Origin of the sequence: Caballeronia sp. LjRoot34 (genome assembly GCF_964253815.1) — a bacterium.
GTDB lineage: Bacteria > Pseudomonadota > Gammaproteobacteria > Burkholderiales > Burkholderiaceae > Caballeronia.
Genome location: NZ_CAXUSB020000002.1, coordinates 2,042,542 through 2,065,155, shown reverse-complemented (window position 1 = coordinate 2,065,155; position 22,614 = coordinate 2,042,542). Strand labels below are relative to the sequence as shown.

The following is a 22,614-nucleotide window of genomic DNA, read 5'->3' as shown; positions in this document are numbered from 1 at the left end:
ACCGGTATGCGGCCCACGCCCTCCTAGGCAGTACAAGAGAACATGAAAAACGTTTCTGATTCACCGGCAGCCACTGCCGTAGCAACCCACGAAGAATGCGTCGAACTCGTGGCGAAGGCCACGATTCCCACGCGTTACGGCGTGTTTGAGTCGCATGTGTATCGCGTGAAAAGCACGGGCGCCGAGCATCTGACGCTTGTCATGGGCGATGTCAGCCATGGCGAATCCGTGCTGTGCCGGCTGCATTCCGAGTGTGTCACGGGCGATGTATTCGGCTCGTATCGGTGTGATTGCGGCGAGCAATTGGACCTCGCCATGCGTTATATCGCGGCTGAAAATCGCGGTATCTTGCTGTATCTGCGCGGTCATGAAGGGCGCGGCATCGGGCTGGCGAACAAGATCCGCGCGTATGCGCTGCAAGAGCAGGGGTACGACACGGTCGACGCCAACCTGCATCTCGGTTTGCCCGACGACGCGCGGGAATATGATTCGGCCGCCGCGATCCTGCGTGCGCTCGACGTGCGGTCGGTGCGCTTGATGAGCAACAATCCGTCGAAGTTCGACACGCTGCTCAAGCACGATATCCCGGTCTGCGAACGAGTGGCGCTGGCCATTCCCGTGCGGGAGGAAAACGAACGCTACATCAAGACGAAGCAGGTCCGCTTCGGCCACTACTTTGATGAAAATGAATAGTTGACTGCGGGGGTATAGGTAGTCCCCCGGGTTTCAGGTTGCGTCGTGGAAAATGATGCCGACCGTATGCCGGTGCCCCGATCTCAGCCGGCTCACGCCATGCCTGAGATTCACGCGATACGCCCCGCGCGTTCCGTTCACCGGCCGGTTATGCACGGCAAAAATCACAGCGTCCCCTTGCGCCAGCGGCACGACTTCGGCCCGCGACTGCATGCGCGGCCGCTGCTCGGTCATCACAAACTCCCCGCCCGTAAAGTCACGTCCCGGTACCGACAGCAGAACCGCGAGCTGAAGCGGAAATACGTGCTCGCCGTACAGGTCCTGATGAAGGCAGTTGTAGTCGCCTTGCGCGTATTGCAGGATCAGCGGTGTGGGGCGAAGCTGGCCGGCCGCGTGGCATCGATCGATAAAAGCGGCGTGGTCCGGCGGATATCGGGTGTCGATACGCATGATCTCGTTCCATCGATTAGCGATTCCGACAAGATGCGGATACGTCGCGCTGCGTAACGTACCGATCACCTCAGGCAGCGGATAAGCGTAGTACTTGTACTCGCCGCGCCCGAAGCCGTGGCGCGCCATGACCACGCGGCTTCTATATAACTCGTCGCGCACATAAAGCGCTTTCAACGCATCACATTCCGCGGGCGTGAGCAGGCGCTCGACCGTTGCGCAGCCGAATTCATCCAGTTCCTCTTGCACCGCATGCCAGTCGACGGCGTTCACGCGAGCTTCTATATTCGTCGCCAGGGCATCCATTGGCAGTTTCTCCATGCAGGTTTCGATTCCCCCAATGTCCGCTGCCTGGGGTTTCAAAACACTCCGGATGTTGCGTTCATATTAGTGATGTACACAATCCTCTGATGAAAATACTGAAGCCTTCCCGCTCGCGCGCCCCTAGTGCTCCACTGACGGTGATTCCACTGCGGCGGAATCGCGCGATGCCGCGTCGCGCAGGCGGATGATCGTCTGCCGCGACGTGCTGAGCACCCGTGCGATTGCCGTCACGGTGCTGCCTGCGGCAAGCGCCTTCAGCGCTTGTTGCCGCTGTGAATCGGACAACGAGGCGGGACGTCCCTGATGCATGCCGTCCTTCTTGGCGATCGCGGCCGCGTCGAGTGCGCGGGCGCGTTTGGCATCGCGCTCCAGTTCGGCGGCAAGCTGGAGCACGCGGATTGGTGAGCCTTCGCCACTCACGCAAAGATCGGCTTTGCCTACGTCGAGGCAGATGGCGTGCGCCCCTTTTGCCGCCAGCGTGGTAAGTGTTGACACGGCGTCGCTGATGCTGCTTCCCAGGTATCCGAGGCGCGTGACCACCAGCGTGTCGCCGGGCTTGACGCGGCGGATGGCTCGCTGGAGCGCGGGGCGCGACGTGGCGTTCACGGCATGACTGCAGTGATCGACCAGCACGTACCCCATGTCGACCAGGAAACCGGCTTCGTCGATCTGGAACAGGTCGTTGTCGCGGCCGTCCTGATTGCCGGCGGTATTGACGTACACAATGAGGGTCACGAGGCGCGCTCCAACTCCAATAATGCCTTGCACGGCCCGCCGGCAACGGCGCCGGCCACGCCGGTCAGCGGCTTGGGCCATGTTAGCAAACTGTCGGGCGACGCGCCTCCGTGGTGTGCCGGACGATTTCCACTCGCCACCACGAAGGCAGCAGGCGGCGCACGTCGGCGCGGGCAAAGCGGTCGTCGATGAGATACAGCACCCCTTCATCGGTCTGTCCTCGAATCACGCGCCCTGCAGCCTGTACCACTTTTTGCAGCCCGGGAAACAGATACGTGTAGTCGTACCCGGCGCCGAACTCCTCGTCCATGTGCACTCTCATCTGCTGGTTGACCGGATTGAGTTGCGGCAGTCCAAGCGTCGCGATGAACGCGCCAATCAACCGCGTGCCGGTCAGGTCGATACCCTCGCCGAACGTTCCGCCGAGCACGGCGAAGCCGATACCACGGCCTGTTGGTGTGAAACGCGCGAGAAAAGCTTGCTGGTCCGCTTCGCTCATTGAACGCGATTGCGTCCACACCGGAATGTCCGGGTGCTCGCGAAACAGCGCGCCGGCGACCTGATCGAGGTAGTCGAAGCTGCTGAAGAAACTCAGGTAGTTGCCGGGCGTGCGCCGGTATTGAGCTGCGATGAGATCGACGAGGAATGGTACGGACTGCTTTCGATCATGAAACCGTGTGGAAACATTCGCTATGACCCGCACCTGCAACTGGTCCGCGTGAAAGGGCGATTCCACATTTATTTGCAGGCAGGTTTCGGGAAGGCCCAGCATGTCGCCATGGAAATGCATGGGCGTGAGCGTCGCTGAGAACAGCGCGACCGAATGAGCGCGGGAAAAACGCGACTTCAGATGCGGCCCCGGCACGCGGTTGCGCAGGCACAGAACGGTGTCGCGCCGCGTGGAAGAGTGCGGGGACAGGGTGGTATCGAAGAGAGAGTGGGTGTCGAAGCGCTCGGCAATTCGCACGAAATGGATGGCATCGAAGTAAAAGCGCAGCATGTCGGGATCGAGGCGATCGGGCCCCGCGGGTTGCGCGCCCACCAACTCCGTCAATTCCCCCACTACCGCGATCATGTTTTCCAGCGCTTCAATGAAGTGTCCGGGCAGGTCGGCGTGCACGTCATAATCGGTTGCCTGCTCGCTCGAAATGATTTTCCATTCCTGGGCGATCCTGTCGAGCGCGCGCTTCAGCGGGGGCGGCGCGGTGCGGCGCACGTTGCGAAAACGCGCTTCATCCAGCGTCGCCGAATACATGGCGCGGGCGCGTTCAACCAGGTTGTGCGCTTCGTCCACCAGGACGCCGACGCGCCATTCCCTCGACACCGAGAGGGAATACAGCATGGCGTGGGTATCGAAGTAATAGTTGTAATCACCGACAATGATGTCGCTCCATTGCGCCAGTTCGTGGCTCAGATAGTACGGACAGACGTTGTGCTCAAGGGCAACCTCGCGCAATACCCGACGGTCGAGTTGCGCCGCCTTGAGCGCGGCCTGTCGTGCGGCGGGCAAGCGGTCATAAAAGCCGCGCGCGAGCGGGCAGGATTCGCCGTGGCAGGCTCGGTCGGGATGCTCGCAAGCTTTGTCCCGCGCGACCAGTTCGAGCACGCGCAGCGGTGCGCCGCGGCCGAGCGTGGTGAGGGCATCGATAGCAAGCTGGCGGCCTGAACTCTTCGCGGTGAGAAAAAATATCTTGTCGATCTGTGCAGCAGGCCATGCTTTCAACAGCGCAAACAAGCTGCCCAGCGTCTTGCCTATACCGGTTGGCGCTTGCGCCAGCAGACTGCGTCCGTGCAGCGCGCAACGGTAGATTGCCGCCGCCAGTTCCCGTTGTCCGGGATGCAACGACGGATAAGGGAAAGCCATTTCCGCCAGCGCGCCGTCCAGTTTGGCGCGATGTTCGAGTTCCTGTTGCGCCCAATCCAGAAAACGCGCGCAGTGCTCGCGAAAGTGGTCGCAGAGTGCGTCGGCGGATTGCAGTTCGGTGAAGACGGTCTCCTTCTCGCTGGCAATATTGAAGTAGACGAGGGCAACGCGGATCTCCTGCAGGTTTAGCGTTTTGCAGCACAGCCAGCCGTAGATGCGCGCTTGCGCCCAGTGCAGATGCCGATGGTTGTCAGGGATGGCGCTGAGCTTGCCGCGGTACGTCTTGATCTCTTCCAGCTGGTTCAGGCCCGGGTCGTAACCGTCTGCGCGTCCGCGTACAAGCAGGGGACCGAAGGTATCGGAGAGGCTCAACTCGGATTGATAACGCTCGCCGCGACGGGCGGTGACGAGCCTATGCCCGGCCATGCCCTGTTGCGCGGTGGGCGAAGGCGTGAAGCGCAGGTCGAGGTCGCCGCGCTTGGCGGTGAACTCGCACAATGCGCGTACCGCGATGGTGTAGACGGGCTGGTCGGGCATATTTACTGTATGGATATACAGTAAATATTATCACGATGCGATCGGCCGGAAACATCGCGTGGAACGCTGGTGGCCGCAGCCTGGAACGGGTGAAGGTAATGCTCACGCCGCTGGGACGGCAGGCATGCAACGTACACAATAAATTACGGACTCGCATGTCCCGAAGAAATGCCGCGTGAATATAATGAGCGCCGCCTGTATTCCCGCAGATAAAAACCCATGATCGAATCTCCCGGCGCAGCACGAGCGCGTGGGTGCTGCGTGACGCTTCGCACGGCCGCTGTAAAGCGCGTTCGTTCGGACGCGTAGTGGTATCTTTAATCTGTCAAAGCACCCCGAACCGAGGCCCCTGGAGTGAGCGAAACTACAACATCAACGGTGCCGCCGGCGGGAGAGGACGCACCGGGCGAGGCTCATAGCCCGAGTTCGCTGGGTTTCCCTGTTGTCGGGATCGGTGCTTCCGCAGGGGGCGTCCAGGCGCTGCTGCGCTTCTTCGAGAACGCGCCAGCCGACATGGGCATGGCGTTTGTCGTGGTCCTGCACTTGTCGGCGAAGCATGTCAGCAGTGCGGACAAGGTGCTGCAGAACGTGACCCGCATGCGCGTGTCGCAGGTCAACGGGCCGACGCAGATAGAAGCGAACAATGTCTATGTCATCGCACCGGGCAAGAACCTGACGATGGCGGACGGTTACCTGAACGCGCGTAATGCCGAGCCCACGGCGGGGCGGCCGGTCTCCATCGACCGGTTTTTCCGGAGTCTGGCCGATGCGCATGGCCAGCGCGCGATGTGCATCGTGATGTCCGGCACGGGCAGCGACGGTGCGGTCGGCATTGCCAGCGTGAAGGAAAAGGGGGGCGTGACGCTCGCGCAGGAGCCGAACGACGCCGAATACGCGGAGATGCCGCAGAACGCGATCCTGACAGACCAGGTTGACCTTGTGCTGCCCGTGGTCGAGATGCCGCAACGGCTGCTCGACATATGGAACAACGCCAAGCGCATCGCCCTGCCCGAACTGGAACCGGCAACGCCTGGTCCGGCCGACCGGGCCGGCCGCCAGAGTGAGGCCGAACTTGCGTTGCAGGCCATTTTGGCGACGTTGCGCACCCGCACCGGCCACGACTTCCGTTTCTACAAGCGGGCGACCATGCTGCGCCGGATCGAGCGGCGCCTGCAGGTCAACGGCGTGCCGGACCTCATTGCCTACCGCGACCTGTTGCGGGAAAACCCACGCGAAACCGCGGCCTTGCTCAAGGACATGCTGATTGGCGTGACCGGTTTTTTCCGCGACAGGGAAGCGTTCGACTCGCTCGAGCGCGGCGTGCTGCCGGCCTTGTTTCACAACCGGGCCGAAGGCGACCAGGTTCGCGCGTGGGTCGCGGGATGCTCGTCGGGCGAGGAAGCGTATTCGCTTGCAATGCTCTTGTCCGAGCAACGCGATGCGTTGCATTCCTCAGCCAGTATCCAGGTGTTCGCCACGGACATCGACGAAAGCGCGGTTGCGCGCGCACGAGCCGGACTGTATCCCGAGTCGATCATGACCGACGTCCGCCCCTCTATGCTGCGGCAATTTTTTGTCAAGACCGATTCGCGCTACGAGGTGGTGAAAAGCGTACGCGAGAAAATACTGTTCGCGATGCACAACGTACTGCGCGATCCGCCGTTTTCGCGGCTCGACCTGGTTTCCTGCCGCAATCTCCTGATCTATCTCGACCGCGGCGTGCAGAACCAGGTGCTGGAGATGTTCCACTACGCGTTGTGCCCCAACGGGTATCTGTTCCTGGGCAGTTCGGAGTCGGCGGACTCGGTGGAAGACCTGTTCAGTGTGGTCGACAAGAAGAACCGGATCTACCGGGCGAAAGCGGTAAAGCCGTCGAACCGACCGTCGATGGGGTCCCCCTTGCTATTGATGCAAGGGCGTTACGCGCGCGACGAAGAGGCGGGGTCCGCACTACTCCCGGGGCGCCGCAATTTCTCGTTCAGTGCGTTACACCAGCGTGTGCTCGAGCAATACGCGGCGCCTAGCGTGATTGTGAACCGCGACTCGAAGATCGTGCATATGTCGGACAACGCGGGACGTTTCCTGCGGTATGTCGGAGGCGAACCCTCAAGCAACATGATTGCCGTCGTGCTGCCCGAACTGCGGCTCGACCTGCGTACCGCGCTGTTCCAGGCCGCGCAGACGGGCAATAGCGTGGAGGCCCGGCGCGTCAAGCTGCAGCGCGACGGTCACCCTTCATACGTCAACATGACCGTCCGCCCGTTCCATGACGCCGCCACCGACGCTGACTTCCTCCTCGTGCTGTTCGACGAGGTCCAGGAAGCGATGACGGAAAGCAAGGTGGTCGTGGAGCATCAGACGGGTAATGACACCGTGATGCAGCAACTCGAACAAGAGCTGCAGTCGAGCAAGGAGCAACTGCAGACCACGATAGAGCAGTACGAGACGTCGACGGAAGAGCTGAAGGCGTCGAATGAGGAATTGCAGGCGATCAACGAGGAGTTGAGATCGGCGACGGAGGAACTCGAAACCAGCAAGGAAGAGTTGCAGTCGGTGAACGAGGAACTCATCACGGTCAACGCGGAACTGCAGGCGAAGATAGAGGAAACCGGCAAGGCCAATGACGACCTGCAGAACCTGATTACCTCTACGGACATTGCCACTATCTTCGTCGATCGCGCGATGTGCATCAAACGCTATACGCCGAGCGCCGCCACGGTGTTCAACCTGATCGGCGCGGATGTCGGGCGCTCGTTGTTCGACATCACGCACCGGCTCGTCTATCCCGAGCTGGCCGATGACGTGAGTGCGACGTTCCAGTCATTGCGCCTGACCGAGCGCGAAGTCGCCACCTCCGACGGCCGCTGGTTCTTCGCGCGTGTGCTGCCCTACCGGACGGCGGACGATCGGATTGACGGCGCGGTGCTCAGTCTTGTTGAAACAACGGCGCGCCGCCGCGCGGAAGCGGACGTGCGGGCGGGCGAAGAGCGCCTGAGACTCGCGGCGCAGACGACGAACGACTTCGCGATCCTCGTGCAGGACCTCGAAGGCCGCATCGTCAGCTGGAATGCCGGCGCCGAGCGCGTTTTCGGTTATACGGCAGGGGAAGCGATCGGGCAGAACATCGACGTGATCTTTACGGTGGCGGATCAGCAAGCGCGCCTGCCGGCGCTTGAACGCGAGGCCGCGCAACGCGACGGGCGGGCTGACGACGATCGCTGGCATGTCGCAAAGGGCGGCCGCAAGGTGTATTGCAGCGGCGTGGTGACACCATTGTCCGATCCGAAATTCACGGGCTACGCGAAGATAGTGAGGGACCTCACGGACCGCAAGACACAGGAAGACGCGCGGCAGTCGCAACTCGCGGAGGAGCGTGCGGTGCGGGCGCAGGCGGAGGCGGCGAACCGGCTCAAGGACGATTTCCTGGCCGTGCTGTCGCATGAATTGAAGCACCCGCTCAACCTGATTCACGTGAAGGCGGAGATGTTGCCGCGCATCCCCGAGGCGCGCGGCGTACCGGCCATCCAGCTCGCGGCGGACGCGATCCAGCGGGCCGTGCTGGGTCAGGCGAAGATCATCGACGACTTGCTGGATTTGTCGCGCGTGCGTACCGGCAAGCTGGCGCTGAACCTGGCGACGGGCGACGTCGCGGCCATGCTGCGGACCATTGCCGATGCGATCGAGGCTGACGCGGCATCAAGGGGCGTTGCACTGTCGTTCGAGGGTCTGGATCAACCGGTCTGGACCAAGGTGGACCCCGTACGCTTCGACCAGATCGTGTGGAACCTGTTGAGCAACGCGCTGAAGTTTACGCCGCGGGGCGGCTCGGTTTGCGTTCGCCTCACGTGCGAGGGGGACGAGTTGCGCATTGACGTAACGGATACCGGGCTGGGGATCGATGCATCGCTGTTGCCGCATATCTTCGAGATGTTCTCCCAGGGAAGCGAAGCCCGCCGCAAGACCGGCGGAGGCATGGGCATTGGCCTCGCGCTGGTCAGGCAACTCGTGGAGATGCATGCGGGACGCGTGCTCGCCCATTCGGACGGGGCGGGGCACGGCACGCGGATGAGCGTCTGGCTGCCGCTGGTCGATGGCCGCCCCGTGGGCAAGCATCTGCCGGACGCGCGCAGCGGATCGCTGGCGGGCGTGCGTATGCTGGTCGTCGACGACGACTCCGAGACCGCGAGTGCATTCGCGGCTTTGCTGGAACTCGAAGGTGCGCTGGTCGCTACCGCACACGACAGCGAGGACGCCCTCGCGCTGCTCGAACGCAACCACGTGGACCTGCTGGTCTGCGACATCAGCATGTCCGGCGTGGACGGTTACGAATTCATTGGCCAGGTGCGGGCGAATCCCCGCTTGGCCCAATTGCCCGCCATTGCGCTGACAGGCTACACGGCAGGCGCCGGCGACCAGCGTGCACGCGGGGCGGGCTTCGACTTGACGTTGACCAAGCCGGTTTCTCTTGACGCGCTGATTGCCGCCGCCGAGCAGGTGTTCTTCTGGCGCGGCGCACATGGCGGCAGGCATGAACATGGCTGATGACTGATGGGTAAGGTGGACTGCTTCAAGCGCGCTATTTGTGAATGTCGGCGCGCAACTGCGTTACGTCGCGTGTCGTGATGGGCGACGCGTTATTGCCCCACGTCGTGCGGATGAACGTCAGCACTTGTGCCATTTCCGTGTTGGTCAGCTTGTCCGAGTAAGCTGGCATGTTCTTGCGCGGCGGCCCTTGTTTCGTGGCGGGAGAATTGCCTCCTTCGACCATCAGCCGCGTTAGCGAGGTGGTATCGGCGCTCAATACGGCGGGGTTGCCCGCGAGCTTCGGATACTTTTGCGGCGTGCCTTCTCCCTCTGCTCCATGGCACTTTGCGCAGAAGGACAGATAGATACCGGCGCCAGGACGTTCGATGTTGCCCGTGCGTGTGGCGGCGGTAGTCTGCCGTGCAGCGAGGGACTGTGGCACGTAAGCCCCCGATGCGCGCCGCGGCGGCAAGCTCTTCAGGTAATGCGCGATTGCGTTCAGATCGTCGTCGTTCATGTACTGGGTGCTGTCTTCCACCACCTGGACCATGCTGCCGAACGTGACCAGTCCGCCGCCATGCCCTGACTTGAGAAACGCCGCGATCTCCTGTTCGCGCACGCGGCCGAGGCCTGAGCCGCTGTCGCCGGTCAGGTTCGGTGCGAACCAGTGATCGTTCACGCCGCCCGTCAGATACTGTTCGGACAACTCAGTATAACCGCGTTCCTCGTACGCAGGACCACGCGGCGTGTGGCATGCGCCGCAGTGTCCCAGCGACTGCACGAGATAAGCGCCGCGGTTCCATTGGGCGTCGTGTTCCGGATGCGGCGCATACGCTTCGTTCGGCGCGAAGGCGAGGTTCCAGAACACCAGCGCCCAGCGCTGGTTAAAAGGAAACGGCAGGCGAGTGGGCGGCGGCGGCTTCGAGACCGCTTGCACGCCATGCATGAAGTAGGCGTATAGCGCTTGCATGTCGTTGTCGTCGATTTTCGAAAACGACGGGTACGGCATCGCTGGATACAGATGCTTGCCGCCGCGCGCGACCCCTTTGCGCAGCGTCCGCGCGAAGTCGTCGTAGGTGTACTCGCCGATCCCGTATTGCTTGTCGGGCGTGATGTTGCTGCTGACGATTGTGCCGAACGGCGACGCCATGCCCAACCCGCCCGCGAACGGCGCGCCGCCTTGAGGTGCGGTATGGCAGCCGGCGCAATCGCCGGCTCGGGCCAGGTATTCGCCGCGTGCGATCAACGTTTGATCGGGTTGAGCCGTCTGAGCCGTCTGAGCGGTCGGCTGTGCGTGCGCTTGTTCCGTCAATGCAACGAGGCAAGCGAGAAGGGCGGTGGCACGTTTCATCGGCGTCACCACGGTTTGCAAGGCGAGACGATCAACGCGGCCATTGCGGTCACGAGCAGTCCGAGAACGAACATCGGGCTGGACAGGATGGCAACGCGAAACAGGAATCTCCCGGCCCTGCGGTCGGGGTTAGTGCCCGCTCCCTGGCGAAGGGTCCGCCAACCCCGCCACGCGGCTGTGAGGCCGCCCAGCGCCACCGCCAGACACACCAGGCTCACTGCGCCAATGTAAGCGCCCAACGCGTGCAGGTCTGGATGCGCGAGCGGGTCCTGCGCCGGGTAACAAGCCTGCGCCGCGAGCGCTTCGCATACGCAGATCTGCACGATCCACGCGAGCGGTGCACCGAGCAGCGCGTAGATCTGCTGCAGGGCATACAGGATGCGTTCGCGGCGTGCCGTCACGGCGTGTCTCCTAGAGCACGTAGGGGCTGATATAAAGCGTCGTGAAAATAAACAGCCAGACGATATCCACGAAATGCCAGTACATGGCGCCGATGCTCAGGACGGTATGGCGGCGATCGTCGAAAAACCCGAGCGCGGTCCAGGCAAGCAGCAGGATCAGCACGACGAGCCCGGCCACCACATGCAGCATGTGGAAGCCGGTGATGGTGAAATAGAGCGAGCCGTAGAGATGCGCCGAGGGTCCGTACGGATGGTCGTGCCACTCATTGAGCTGCACGCCGACGAACAGCACCCCGAGCACGATCGCCACGCTCATCCACAGCATCGCCATGCGGCGGCGCTCCTGTTTGACCGCACGCTCGGACAACACGACAAACACGCTGCTGGTCAGCAGCACGGCCGTATTGAAAAGCGCCGGGCCCATCTTCGGCAATCCGTCCGGCGGCCATTTGCCGCCGCCTTGCGAGTACAGGTACAGGTAGCTGAAGATCAGGTAACCAAACAGCGCCGACTCGGTCCCGATCAGCGTCCACATGCCCCACCAGCCACCCGCGCTTTGTCCTTTGCCGCCAACAGGCAGAGGACGCTTCATGTCGATGACATCAGCCAAGTGTTTCTCCTTGGGGTTCACGTTGGCCCAAAGGTGCTTCGGGCCACATCCATGCGGCCAGCGAGACGGCGAAACCCGCCAGCATCAGAAGCGCGAGCCACCACACGTGCAGCAGCATCGCGGCGAAGATCAGCGTGGAGAACAAGCCGACCAGGAAGGGGGCGTACGAGTCGCCGGGCATCTTGAGGATGGCGTCGGGGCGTCCGTCGAGCGCGCGGGTGGCCAGCGCCTCGCGGCCATGATCGAGGATCAGTCCCTCGTCGAGTTGCGTTCGCGCCCGGGATGGATCGTCGTGAAAGAGCCGTTCTTCCCAGAGCGGATGGCGGCTTTCCACCACCGGAATGGTCGCGAAGTTGTAGGGCGGCGGTGGTGACGAAACGGACCATTCGAGCGTCGAGGCATCCCATGGATTGTCGCCGGCAACGGGACCGCGTTTATAGCTCCATAGCACGTCCGCGAGAAACATCAGCACGCCGGCCGCGAACACGAACGAGCCTATCGACGTGATCATGTTGACCGTATTCCAGCCCATGTCGCCGGAATACGTGTAGATGCGCCGCGGCATGCCGAGAAGGCCGGCTATATGCATCGGGAAGAAGCCGAGGTTGAAGCCGACGAACGAGACCCAGAATGTCAGCTTGCCGAAGCGCTCGCTCATCAGGCGGCCGGTGAATTTCGGAAACCAGAAGACCACGCCGCCCATAACCGGAAACACGTTGATGCCGAGCAACACGTAATGCAGGTGTGCGACGACGAAGTAGGTATCGTTGAGTTGCCAGTCGAGCGGCACGGCGGCCGTCATCACGCCTGAAACCCCGCCAATCACGAACAGCAGCACAAAGCCCGCGAAATAGAGGAATGGCACCTTGAACACGGGGCGCCCGGTCCAGATTGTCGCGATCCATGCGAAGGTGGCGACCGCGCTCGGGATCGAGATCACCATGCTGGCAGAGCCAAAGAACGCGAGCGCCAGCGCGGGAATGCCGGTGGCGAACATGTGATGAATCCACACGATGAAACCAATCACCATGGTAGCGACCGTCGACAGGGCGACCGGCGTATAGCCGACCAGCGGCCGGCGGCAAAAGACCGGCAGCGCATCCGAAACAATGCCCATGGCGGGCAGCACGACCGCGTAGACCCACGGATGGGCGAACATCCAGAACAGGTGTTGCCAGAGCAGCGGCCGGCCGCCGTTAAGGACATCGAAGAAATGGGTGCCGAACTGGCGGTCGAGCCAGAGCAGGAAGAACGCAAGGCTCACCGCCGGCACCGCAAGCAGGTTGCCGCCGGATGCGGTGAGCGTGCCCCATACCAGCACCGGCACGCGGTCAATGGACATGCCCGGCGCGCGCATGCGGATGAGCGTGACCACGAAGTTCGCCGAGCCCACCGTGGTCGACGCGCCGAGCAAGACCATGCCGAGCGCGTAGATATCGATATTCGGCCCGGTGTTGTATTCGAGCCCCGAGAGCGGCACGTAGTTGAACCAGCCGGCATTGGGCGCCTGTCCAAACGGAAAACTCGAATAGAGAAAGATGCCCGCGAACAGGAACAACCAGTAGGAAAGCGCGTTGAGGCGCGGGAACGCCATGTCGCGCGCACCCAGAATCAGCGGCCACAAATAGTTGGAAAATCCGGACAGCACGGGCAGCGCGTAGAGGAAGATCATCGTCACGCCGTGCATGGTGAACAGCTGGCTGTATTGCTCGGGTGTGAGCACGGTGGCGTTGGGGCGTGCAAGTTGCACGCGCATGATCAACGCTTCCACGCCGCCCATCAGCAGGAACACAAAGGCGGTGACCAGGTACCGCAGGCCGATGCTCTTGTGATCGACCGTCGATAACCATCCTCGCCAGCCCGGCGGAGCTTCCCAGATCTCGGCGAGGCGCTTTTGCCTGGCGCTCCCGGGCGGCACACGGCCGCTCTCTGGAACACGTGCATCGGCAGGCAGGTTGCTCATGAAGCGTCGCTCCTCGATGACTATTTGAGTGTCGCGAGATACGCGGACAAACTCGCCGCTTCGTCGCGTTTCAGCGCAATGGAAGGCATCAGCGAGTCGGGCTTGATGCGCTGGGCACCCGTGATCCACGCGAGCTGATTCTGTGCGTTGTTCAACAGCGTGCCGGCCGCGATCAGCCGCCGCGAGTTCAGATGGGTCAGATCGGGTGCCTGCGCGCCTTGTGCATCCGTGCCGCGGATCACGTGACAACCCGCGCATTTATCGAGGAATAGCGCTTTGCCCGCGGTCACTGCAGCATCGTTCGGCATGTCCGGCACGCGCGCTTGTTGCGCGCTCCATGCGGCGAAATTGGCGCGGCTCTCGGCCACCACTTCGAACGCCATATGTGCATGCTGTGCGCCGCAAAACTGCGAGCATTGCCCGCGATACACGCCGGGGGCATCGGCCTGAAGCCATTGTTCGTTGGTCTGGCCTGGAATCGCCTGGGTCTTGCCCGCGAGCCTCGGTACCCAGAAGGTGTGGATCACGTCGGCGCTTTTCAGCTTGAACCGCACCGGTTCGCCGGTGGGAATGTGGATCTCGTTGGCGGTGACGAAACGCGCGGAGGCGGTGGGCGCGTCGTCGTAGGCGACCTTCCACCACCAGTCGTAAGCGGTCACCGTGATCGTGAGCGCGGGAGTGTCGGCTGGTGTTGCAACTTGATCGAGCGTGAACAGCGCATAGACCAGCATGGCGATGAGCACGGGTACGGAGAGACCGACGCCGATCACGATCCAGCGTAACCCGCTCGTCCCGTGAGCGAGTTGCCGCGGCGGGACTTCCGGACGCCGCCGCAGGATAGCAGCGCTCAGCAAGCCGCCGACAATCACGCAGACCGCAACGCAGATTGCAGTGAAAACCCAGTCGAGCCGAAGCGTCGGTCCAGCAGCCGGCCCGGCCGCGTGAAGGAAGTAGTTGAGCGGTGCGCCGTCGCTGACGTGCACCTGAGATGCCATTCCGGCGAGCGGCATCTCAGCTCAGCTTGGGCGTGGGTGACGACGATGACGACGACGACGAGGACGAAGGCTTGCAACCGTGGCGGCAGGGATCTGACATCGAGTGCTCCGGGCGGGGGTATCGAGTGTGAATCGACGAACCCGGCAGCAATCGACGTACCCTGACGAGTCGCTTTCAGCCCGTCGCCTGCCTGATCGCCCGCCTGAGCAACGTACGGCAATGACGCGCAATCTGCCGCTCTTCCTGCGTCTCGATCACGTCGAACTGAACATCGAGAAATTCGAGTCCGTCGCAAATGCGTTCACGCACGGTCGCGGCGTGCTCGCCAATCCCGCCAGTGAAGACCACGCGGTCGAGCCCCCCCATCAAGGCGGCATACGCGCCGATGGTTTTGCGCACAGCAGTACAGAAGATATCGATGGCCAGTTCCGCGTCGGCGTCGCTGCGTTGCAGAAGCGCCTGCATGTCATCGTTCGAATCGGAGAGACCCTTGAGGCCGCTTTCGTGATTGATCAGATGTTCCAGCGCGTCGGCATCTAGCGAACCGGTACGCATCAGATAGACCAGCACACCGGGGTCGAGGTCGCCGGTGCGCGTTGCCATGGGAATGCCGCCCGTCGGCGTGAGACCCATGGTCGTATCGATTGAACGGCCGTCGCGGATGGCGCACAGGCTTGCGCCGCTGCCCAGATGCGCGACCACGAGGCGTGCGGGAAGGTCGTTGCCGAGCGTTGCGACGATCGACTCGTACGACAGGCCGTGGAAGCCGTATCGAACGACCCCTTCGCCAGCGTAGTGCTTCGGCAGCGCCAGGTGGGTGGCACGCGCGGGCATGGTCCGGTGGAACGCGGTGTCGAGGCAGGCGAAATGCGGCACGTCGTTGAAGATCTGCTGCGCCTGCTCCAGCAACTCCAGCGCTTGCGGCAGATGCAACGGCGCGAATTGCACCGCATCGCGCAGGGTCTGTTTCACCTCGGGCGTGATGAGCGCATGGTCGGTCAGGTGCGGACCGCCATGCACTACCCGATGCCCCACCGCGGCCAGCGGCTGGTCGAGATGCGCATGCAGCGCGTCGGACACGCGCTGCAACGCGTCGTGCTGCGACTCCATCACGTGGCTTTGCGTGACATCGATCGCGCCATCCGATGAACGCATGGTCAGCGAGCCGTCATCGCGGCCGATGCCCTTCGCGCTGCCGCTCAGCCACGGGATTTCGTCGTCGCCGTTCGACGTAGTGTCCGACTTTTTGCCCGGCAGATACACACCGAATTTAAGCGATGACGAACCGCTGTTCAGCACCAGGATTCCAAGGGTCATGGTCTCAGCCTTTCCAAACCCAGTTACGGATTTCATCGCGGTCAATACCTTCCGCATGGGCGTAGATAATGCTCGCGTTGATCTGGTCCTTGAGCCAGTTCTTCGTGTGAGCGCCGGTATCGCGAAGCCGCGGCACGCGATCGATCACGTCGATACACAGCGAAAAGCGGTCGACCTGGTTGATGATCGCCAACTCGAACGGCGTATTGATGTTGCCGCGCTCCCGATAACCATGCACATGCATGTTCTCGTGATTCGTGCGGTTATACGTGAGCTTGTGAACGAGCGACGGATACGAGTGGAAGTTGAAGATGACCGGCTTTTCGCGCGAAAAAATGGAATCGAAATCGCGACTGGACAGACCGTGCGGATGATCGGTGTCGGGCATCAGCCGGAACAGGTCCACCACGTTGACGAAGCGGATCTTGAGGTCGGGGAAATGTTCCTTCAGGATCTCGACGGCGGCGAGCGATTCCATGGTGGCGATGTCTCCGGCGCAAGCCATCACCACGTCCGGTTCGCTGTTCTGGTCCGTCGATGCCCAGTCCCAGATGCCGATACCCTTGGTGCAATGCGCAAGCGCAGTTTCCATGTCAAGGTACTGCAAGTGCGGCTGCTTGTCCGCGACGATCACGTTGATATAGTCGCGCGAACGCAGGCAATGGTCCATTACGCTTAGCAGGCAATTTGCATCGGGCGGCAGGTAAATGCGCACGACTTCGGGACTCTTGTTCGTGACGACATCGAGGAAACCGGGGTCCTGGTGCGTGAAACCATTGTGATCCTGACGCCATACCAGCGAGGTAATCAACAGGTTCACAGAAGGCACCGGCGCACGCCAGTCAAGTTCGAGCTTCGATTTTTCCAGCCACTTGGCGTGCTGGTTGAACATGGAATCAATCACGTGCACGAATGCTTCGTAGGTCGCGAATAACCCGTGCCGGCCCGTCAGCACGTAACCTTCGAACCAGCCTTCCAGCGTGTGCTCGCTGAGCATTTCCATTACGCGGCCGTCAACCGATAACGCGCCGCCATCGCTGTCTTCCGGCTTGATCTCGGCGAGCCAGCGTTTGCCCGACGCTTCATACACGCCGTCGAGTTTGTTGCTGGCGGTTTCATCGGGACCGAACAGCTTGAAGGTGCTCATGTTGCGCTTGATCACATCGCGCAGCCAGGTCGCGAGTACGAACGTGGGCGACTGGTACGTGCTGGCTGGACCTTTCACCTTGAACGCGTAGTCTCGGATGTCGGGCAGGTCCAGCGAGCGCCTGAGCCGGCCGCCGTTCGCATGCGGATTCGCGCTGATGCGGCGGTCGCCCTTCGGCGCAATTGCGCGAAGTTCTTCAATCAGCGTGCCGTTTTCGTCGAAGAGTTCTTCAGGTTTGTAGCTGCGCATCCACGCTTCCACAATCTTGAGGCTCTTCGCGTTGGTCACCGGATCGAGCACCGGCACCTGGTGCGCGCGCCAGAAATCTTCGACCTTGTGGCCGTCGACTTCCTTCGGACCGGTCCAGCCTTTCGGCGAGCGCAAGACGATCATCGGCCAGCGCGGACGCGTGGTGTCACCGGTCGAACGCGCATGAGCCTGGATCGCACGAATCTCGCCGATGCAAGTCGCCAGCGTCTCGGCCATCAGTTGGTGCATGACGGCGGGGTCGTTGCCCGAGACAAAGTGCGGTTTGTATCCGTAGCCGGTCATCAGCGCTTCGAGTTCTTCTTGCGGAATGCGCGCGAGGATAGTCGGGTTCGCGATCTTGTAGCCGTTCAAGTGCAGGATGGGCAGCACCGCGCCGTCGACCACCGGGTTCAGGAACTTGTTCGAATGCCACGAGGTGGCGAGCGGGCCGGTCTCGGCTTCGCCGTCACCCACCATCACCGCCACGATCAGGTCGGGGTTATCGAATGCCGCTCCGAAGCCGTGCGAAAGGCTGTAACCCAGCTCGCCGCCTTCGTGTATTGACCCCGGCGTTTCAGGGGTGCAATGCGAACCAATGCCCCCGGGCGACGAGAAAGCGCGGAACAGGCGCAGCATGCCGGTTTCGTCGGCGCTGCGATCCGGATAAACCTCGGAGTAATAACCTTCCAGATATGAGTTCGACAAGGTTGCAGGTGCGCCATGCCCCGGCCCCGAGACATACATGACGTTCAGGTCGTCCTTCATGATCAGGCGGTTCAGGTGCACCCAGGTGAACGACTGACCGGGGTCCGAACCCCAATGTCCGAGCAAGCGCTGCTTGATGTGCTCCGCCTTGAGCGGTTCGCGCAAGAGCGGGTTGGCGCGTAAATAGATCATGCCTACCGACAGATAATTGCAGGCGCGCCAGTAAGCGTCGATCTTGCGCAATTCATCGGGGGAAAGGGGAAGGGAGCGGGGAGTTGCCTGTGTATCCATATCGTGTCCGTTGTATCCGGTGGTTGGAAGGCGGTGTCACTCGATTCGGCGGGTCACTCTTGCGGGTCGCTCCTACTAAGACTAAGGCATGCGGGCGCCAAGGCATTCTGCATTGTGCCGCGTGCGGCGGAATCACGGTCAGTCACGACCATGACATGGATCAAAGGCAATGCTATGACTGGCGGTTTGTACGCGGGGAGCTTGCATGCAGGAGCGGGTTGAACCCGACGGCCGGTGCTGTCTTGCGCGCGGTTTTAGCCGCTCTTCTGCCGCGACGACCGCCTGATAACTGGTTGATCAGATCGCTGTCGGGCTCGCCTTCAGGCGGATCATCGGGCTCCTCAGGGTCCTCATGTTCTTCAGTACTGATACTACCAATATGCCCGATCACCGCAAAAAATTCCTTCGATGCATTGCGTAAGGTTCGTCCCGGCATCATGGTCATGGCGACCACTTCGTGCAGCGACTTATTGTCGACAGTACGAAGCCGGGGCGGGGAGTTCCAGTCGATTGCGCTGTTTGCGAAGCCGGCTACGACGCGTTGTAGCACCGCCGGAGAGAGCACGCCGCCGTCGTAGAGGCCGATCAGCGTGGCCTCGGCGGCGGCGAACAATCCGTTCGCCGGGGCGGCACGTTTTGCCATCAGCTTTGCGATCCAGGCGTGCCTGGCGGAGTTTGGTCTCGGGGATTGAGATCGATGTTGTCGGGCATGGCGCCTCCTTGGTGACCGGCAATGCGCATCGCCTGGGCGTGCCTGAAGCGCAGTGGTTTTGTACAGTAGCAAGGCGCATTCCACAGGTGTATTCCGCCGATGTTTTCACCCAATCATGGTTTTCGCCCGAACGCTTCGCGCAGGCGTTTCTTGGCATTATCCAGGATGGTCCGACGCGATTTCGGCAAGTTTCGTCCGGCGCGATTGATGTAGAAATTCAGCATCGACATGGCGGACTGGAACGGCGTGCCCTTGCGCCGGTTGCTGCGCGTGGACGATTTCTTCAGCGAATCGGCGATCTCCTGGGCGCTGCCTTCCTTGAAAATCGCATGCTCGATGTCCATTGCATCGCTCGTTTCCACCACGTGGCGGGACCAGCGCTTGGGGTTCGAACGGCTTGAATGCTGCTTCGGTTTTGGCTTTGCGCGTGCATGTTTCTGACGCGTGGTCTTGCGCTTGCCGTTGCTGCTGGATGCGGTCGCCATGTCTTCCCTCCCGGGCTATTTAGGGTACTTCTGAATCAATTGATGGGCATGTTTGAAAGCCTCGACGATCGCGCGATACGCACTCTCGCGCGTCGCGGCATCGGGGGATCGAAGCGCATACGATGGATGAAAGGTCGCGATGACCAGACGCCCTTCGTGTTCGATCGCGCCCCCCATCGACGCCTGCAATTTCACGGTCGATTTTTGCAGTACGGACTTCAACGCGGTCGCACCTAACGCAACGACAACCTTGGGATCGTGTTCCGCCAACTCCCGTTCGATCCAGTAGTGGCACGCCTCCACTTCGCGTTGCGCCGGGGTCTTGTGCAAGCGTCGCTTGCCACGCGGTTCCCACTTGAAATGCTTGACCGCGTTGGTCACGTACACCTGGCCGCGGTCCACGCCGGCTTCATCGAGCGCTCTATCCAGCAATGCACCCGCAGGGCCGACAAACGGCTTGCCCTGCAGGTCTTCCTGATCGCCGGGTTGTTCGCCCACGAGCATCAGCGGCGCATGCCGTGGACCCGCACCTGGGACAGCTTGCGTGGCCGCCTCCCACAACACGCAGCGGCGGCATTGATCGAGATGCTCCGGTTGCTGGTCCGGACGAATGCCTATGGGCCGGGTCGCCATGACTGCATCAACCGGCAGCGGCACTGCGCGCTTGCGCCAGCGTCAAAGTGGAGCGCATGGCTTCCGCCAGCCGCGCGGCGGGGGCTTCGCGGTCGCATGCTACCGCCGCTGCAACTTGGCCATCCTTCATCAAATAGGCGATGAACGCCTGAGCATCGAGATCGCCATCGATCACGACTTCGTCGTGCTCGCTCGCATGGCCGAGATATTCGAGGCGTTTGCCGAAGTGATAGGTCCAGAAATACGGCACGCCCGTGTAATGCTCGTCGCCGCCGGCCATGTTCAGCGCAGCGACACGTGCGTGTTGCTGGGCGACGCGCCAGTGTTCTATGCGCAGCGTTTTGTCCGAGCGCGGCAGGGGGAATTGCGCGATGTCACCGGCGGCGTAAAGGCCGGGCACCGCACGCATCGATGAATCCACGGGAATGCCGCCGTCATCCGCTAGCTCGACGCCTTGCAGAAAGCCGGTAGCGGGGCGCACGCCGGTGCCGATGATCACGACATCCACGGGCAATTTCTCGCCGCTATCGAATTCCGCTGCGCTCACGATGTCATCGCCCAGGAACGCTGTGACTTTGGATTGCATGCGGAAGACCACGCCATTTTTCTCGTGCAGTCGTTGAAACATCCGGCCTAGTTCATCGCCGAATTGCGAGCTCAGCGGCACCTTTCCCGGCGCGGCGACCGTGACGTCCATCCCTCGTTTTCTCAACGACGAAGCCACCTCCAGCCCGATGAAACTCGCCCCCACGATCAGCGCTTTCCTCGCGCCTTCGAGTGAGGCAAGAATCATCTCTGCATCGTCTCGCGACCGCAGCAGGAAAACGCCGGGCAAGTTCGAACCGGGTACATCCATCGGCTTGGGGATACCCCCTGTGCAGATCAGCGCGGCGTCGTAATCCAAGGTGAGATTGTTGGACAGGTCGATTTGCTTCGTGCCGGCATCGAGTTTCACGACGTACGCTTCAACCCGTTCAATGCGCTGTGTCGAAAGGAAATCGTCGGGCAAAAGCGGGGGGATCTTCTCCGGCGGCATGTCGCCGGCAAGCACGAACTTGCTGAGCGCCGTGCGATCGTAGGGCATGCCGTGCTCGGGTCCGATCAGCACAAGACGGCCATCGAAGCCGGCTTCGCGCAGCGTGGCGCAGGCGGCCGCGCCCGCTGCACCCGCGCCGATCACGGCCATCGTGCGCGTGTCTGCGGCCGGCGTGTGCGCGGGCCCGGTTTGCGCGTGCGGTGAAACAAGTACGTTGCCGTTTTCAATGACTACCGGATAGCGTTGCAAAGCGGTTAGCGGCGGCGGCTCGATCAGGCTGCCGTCGGCGACCGCGAACGTCCCTTTATGCCACGGACAAACAATGCGTCCATTGCATATCGCGCCCTGCTCGAGCGGCGCGCCTGCATGCGGGCAATCCGCTGAAAACGCATGGACCTGCGCCCCTTGCCGGACCAGCAGGATGGGGGTGCCGGCAATGCTGACGCGCGTGCCGCGGTCCTCTCGAAGATCGTCGAATCTTGCTGCTTGTTGCATGGAACCAGCCATGTCGCACTCCCGTCAATCGTTCTTCAGCCTTTAGCAAAAAGCGGGCCGTCGAGTTTGGGCGATGCGTGAATGACCTTCTACTTTCTTTTTCCTGTGAATCCCTTGAACGAAGCGTCGCTCACGCTGCGATCCGGCCGAGCGATGCCGACCCGCCGCGTACGGATTGAAGAATGAGCGTCGCGAGTTGCTGCACCGGCGGCGTGGACGTGGCCGATGCGCGCACGAGCGACAACGGCACCGTCGGCAGCGCCGGCAATCCCAGATCCCGGCCTTCGAACGCGCTGACGGAAGCGGGCAAGCCATAGCGCGTGCGCACGGTCAGTCCAAGGCCTGCTGCCGCGGCGGCCCACAGGCCGGAGAGGCTCGGACTCGTGAACGCCACCCGCCAACGGATATTCGCGCGGTCGAGCGCCTCCGTGGCGGCGCTGAAAAACAGGCAGGCGCGATCGAACGCGACCAGCGGCAGCGGTTCTGCTGGATCAGGATTCCATGGCAAGGTCGATGAACCGATCCAGCACATCGCGGGCTCGGCGATCATCTCGTGCCGGTCGCTGCCTGGAAGTTCATGGCTTAACGAAACCGAGTCGTCCCAGATCAGGGCAAGGTCGAGGTCGTTCGAATCGATCCGGCTGAGCAGTTCCGTGTTGCGCGCGACCCGTGCCTCGATCCGCACTTTCGGATGCGCCCGCGAGAACCGGCCCAGGACGTCGGGCAACATGACTTCGCCGAAATCCTCCTGCAGCCCGAGCCTGATCCAGCCTTCGAGGTCGGGACCGCGCACGGCGGCAGCGGCTTCGTCGTTGAGATCGACCAGCCTGCGGGCGAACCGCAGCATGGTTTCGCCCGCTTCGGTCAACGCCAGGTTGCGCCCGGCTTTCTTGAAAAGCGGCGCGCCCGACTGCTCCTCCAGTTTCTTGATCTGCGCGCTGACGGCCGAGGTCGAGCGCCCGACGCGGTCCGCCGCCTTCGCGAAGCTTCCCAGCTCCATGCCGGCCACGAAGGTCCGCAGTGAAGCGACATCGAAATTGGTTTGCGACATGGTTGATCATCCTGTTTTATCGAATCATTATTTCGATATTACTTG

The 22,614-nt window shown here is 62.1% G+C and carries 17 protein-coding genes; 2 read left to right on the top strand and 15 right to left on the bottom strand.

Features of this window, described 5'->3' with window-relative positions; genetic code table 11:
- Window positions 1-42: 42 nt before the first annotated feature.
- Window positions 43-693 carry a GTP cyclohydrolase II gene (gene ribA, locus ACSQ36_RS28810; RefSeq protein WP_213768786.1) on the top strand — a complete coding sequence of 217 codons (651 nt, stop codon included), beginning with the start codon at window positions 43-45 and terminating at the stop codon, window positions 691-693.
- Between the two features lie 33 nt (window positions 694-726).
- Here the strand turns inward: ribA and ACSQ36_RS28805 are convergent, their stop codons facing one another.
- The 3 genes from ACSQ36_RS28805 to ACSQ36_RS28795 form a co-directional block, all read right to left on the bottom strand.
- Window positions 727-1,464: a 2OG-Fe(II) oxygenase gene (locus tag ACSQ36_RS28805; RefSeq protein WP_436184596.1), complete on the bottom strand. Its 738-nt coding sequence runs from the start codon at window positions 1,462-1,464 to the stop codon at window positions 727-729.
- 123 nt (window positions 1,465-1,587) lie between these two features.
- Window positions 1,588-2,202: a recombinase family protein gene (locus ACSQ36_RS28800; RefSeq protein WP_436184595.1), complete on the bottom strand. Its 615-nt coding sequence runs from the start codon at window positions 2,200-2,202 to the stop codon at window positions 1,588-1,590.
- Window positions 2,203-2,284: 82 nt separating this feature from the next.
- A complete protein-coding gene (locus tag ACSQ36_RS28795) occupies window positions 2,285-4,603 on the bottom strand; it encodes an ATP-dependent DNA helicase (RefSeq protein ID WP_436184594.1) in 2,319 nt (772 codons plus the stop codon).
- A gap of 354 nt (window positions 4,604-4,957) precedes the next feature.
- Between ACSQ36_RS28795 and ACSQ36_RS28790 the strand changes: the two genes are divergently transcribed.
- Window positions 4,958-9,145, top strand: coding sequence for a CheR family methyltransferase (locus ACSQ36_RS28790; RefSeq protein WP_436184593.1), 4,188 nt, complete (start codon window positions 4,958-4,960; stop codon window positions 9,143-9,145).
- 34 nt (window positions 9,146-9,179) lie between these two features.
- Here ACSQ36_RS28790 and ACSQ36_RS28785 read toward each other — a convergent pair whose 3' ends face one another.
- From ACSQ36_RS28785 to ACSQ36_RS28730, 12 genes are all read right to left on the bottom strand, one after another.
- The gene (locus ACSQ36_RS28785) at window positions 9,180-10,478 is read right to left on the bottom strand and encodes a c-type cytochrome (protein ID WP_436184592.1); all 1,299 of its coding nucleotides are present in this window, start codon (window positions 10,476-10,478) and stop codon (window positions 9,180-9,182) included.
- Window positions 10,479-10,483: 5 nt separating this feature from the next.
- Window positions 10,484-10,879 (bottom strand): hypothetical protein, encoded by a 396-nt coding sequence (locus tag ACSQ36_RS28780; protein ID WP_436184591.1) that lies wholly within the window; start codon window positions 10,877-10,879, stop codon window positions 10,484-10,486.
- A 10-nt stretch (window positions 10,880-10,889) separates the two neighbouring features.
- The gene (locus ACSQ36_RS28775) at window positions 10,890-11,489 is read right to left on the bottom strand and encodes a cytochrome c oxidase subunit 3 (protein WP_436184590.1); all 600 of its coding nucleotides are present in this window, start codon (window positions 11,487-11,489) and stop codon (window positions 10,890-10,892) included.
- Window positions 11,482-13,452, bottom strand: coding sequence for a cytochrome c oxidase subunit I (gene ctaD, locus ACSQ36_RS28770; protein ID WP_436184589.1), 1,971 nt, complete (start codon window positions 13,450-13,452; stop codon window positions 11,482-11,484). The genes ACSQ36_RS28775 and ctaD overlap by 8 nt, the downstream gene beginning before the upstream one ends.
- Window positions 13,453-13,472: 20 nt before the next feature.
- Complete coding sequence (gene coxB, locus ACSQ36_RS28765) at window positions 13,473-14,462, bottom strand: cytochrome c oxidase subunit II (protein WP_436184588.1); 990 nt, start codon at window positions 14,460-14,462, stop codon at window positions 13,473-13,475.
- 160 nt (window positions 14,463-14,622) lie between these two features.
- Window positions 14,623-15,765 carry an acetate/propionate family kinase gene (locus ACSQ36_RS28760; RefSeq protein ID WP_436184587.1) on the bottom strand — a complete coding sequence of 381 codons (1,143 nt, stop codon included), beginning with the start codon at window positions 15,763-15,765 and terminating at the stop codon, window positions 14,623-14,625.
- Between the two features lie 4 nt (window positions 15,766-15,769).
- Window positions 15,770-18,157: a phosphoketolase family protein gene (locus tag ACSQ36_RS28755; RefSeq protein ID WP_213768794.1), complete on the bottom strand. Its 2,388-nt coding sequence runs from the start codon at window positions 18,155-18,157 to the stop codon at window positions 15,770-15,772.
- A 172-nt stretch (window positions 18,158-18,329) separates the two neighbouring features.
- Entirely contained in the window at window positions 18,330-18,800 is a 471-nt protein-coding gene (locus ACSQ36_RS28750) for a hypothetical protein (protein WP_436184586.1), read from the bottom strand.
- A gap of 182 nt (window positions 18,801-18,982) precedes the next feature.
- Window positions 18,983-19,354 (bottom strand): DUF3175 domain-containing protein, encoded by a 372-nt coding sequence (locus ACSQ36_RS28745; RefSeq protein WP_213768796.1) that lies wholly within the window; start codon window positions 19,352-19,354, stop codon window positions 18,983-18,985.
- Window positions 19,355-19,369: 15 nt separating this feature from the next.
- The gene (locus ACSQ36_RS28740; RefSeq protein WP_436184585.1) at window positions 19,370-19,987 is read right to left on the bottom strand and encodes a UdgX family uracil-DNA binding protein; all 618 of its coding nucleotides are present in this window, start codon (window positions 19,985-19,987) and stop codon (window positions 19,370-19,372) included.
- 7 nt (window positions 19,988-19,994) lie between these two features.
- Entirely contained in the window at window positions 19,995-21,530 is a 1,536-nt protein-coding gene (locus ACSQ36_RS28735; RefSeq protein ID WP_436184584.1) for an FAD-dependent oxidoreductase, read from the bottom strand.
- 118 nt (window positions 21,531-21,648) lie between these two features.
- Window positions 21,649-22,569 carry a LysR substrate-binding domain-containing protein gene (locus ACSQ36_RS28730; protein WP_436184583.1) on the bottom strand — a complete coding sequence of 307 codons (921 nt, stop codon included), beginning with the start codon at window positions 22,567-22,569 and terminating at the stop codon, window positions 21,649-21,651.
- Between the last annotated feature and the right edge of the window lie 45 nt (window positions 22,570-22,614).

Bases quoted from the DNA above. Each gene is read 5' to 3' on its own strand.
- ribA (WP_213768786.1), top strand. From the start codon at position 43: ATGAAAAACGTTTCTGATTCACCGGCAGCCACTGCCGTAGCAACCCAC.
- ACSQ36_RS28805 (WP_436184596.1), bottom strand. From the start codon at position 1,464: ATGGAGAAACTGCCAATGGATGCCCTGGCGACGAATATAGAAGCTCGC.
- ACSQ36_RS28795 (WP_436184594.1), bottom strand. From the start codon at position 4,603: ATGCCCGACCAGCCCGTCTACACCATCGCGGTACGCGCATTGTGCGAG.
- ACSQ36_RS28785 (WP_436184592.1), bottom strand. From the start codon at position 10,478: ATGAAACGTGCCACCGCCCTTCTCGCTTGCCTCGTTGCATTGACGGAA.
- ctaD (WP_436184589.1), bottom strand. From the start codon at position 13,452: ATGAGCAACCTGCCTGCCGATGCACGTGTTCCAGAGAGCGGCCGTGTG.
- coxB (WP_436184588.1), bottom strand. From the start codon at position 14,462: ATGCCGCTCGCCGGAATGGCATCTCAGGTGCACGTCAGCGACGGCGCA.
- ACSQ36_RS28760 (WP_436184587.1), bottom strand. From the start codon at position 15,765: ATGACCCTTGGAATCCTGGTGCTGAACAGCGGTTCGTCATCGCTTAAA.
- ACSQ36_RS28755 (WP_213768794.1), bottom strand. From the start codon at position 18,157: ATGGATACACAGGCAACTCCCCGCTCCCTTCCCCTTTCCCCCGATGAA.
- ACSQ36_RS28750 (WP_436184586.1), bottom strand. From the start codon at position 18,800: ATGGCAAAACGTGCCGCCCCGGCGAACGGATTGTTCGCCGCCGCCGAG.
- ACSQ36_RS28745 (WP_213768796.1), bottom strand. From the start codon at position 19,354: ATGGCGACCGCATCCAGCAGCAACGGCAAGCGCAAGACCACGCGTCAG.
- ACSQ36_RS28740 (WP_436184585.1), bottom strand. From the start codon at position 19,987: ATGGCGACCCGGCCCATAGGCATTCGTCCGGACCAGCAACCGGAGCAT.
- ACSQ36_RS28735 (WP_436184584.1), bottom strand. From the start codon at position 21,530: ATGGCTGGTTCCATGCAACAAGCAGCAAGATTCGACGATCTTCGAGAG.
- ACSQ36_RS28730 (WP_436184583.1), bottom strand. From the start codon at position 22,569: ATGTCGCAAACCAATTTCGATGTCGCTTCACTGCGGACCTTCGTGGCC.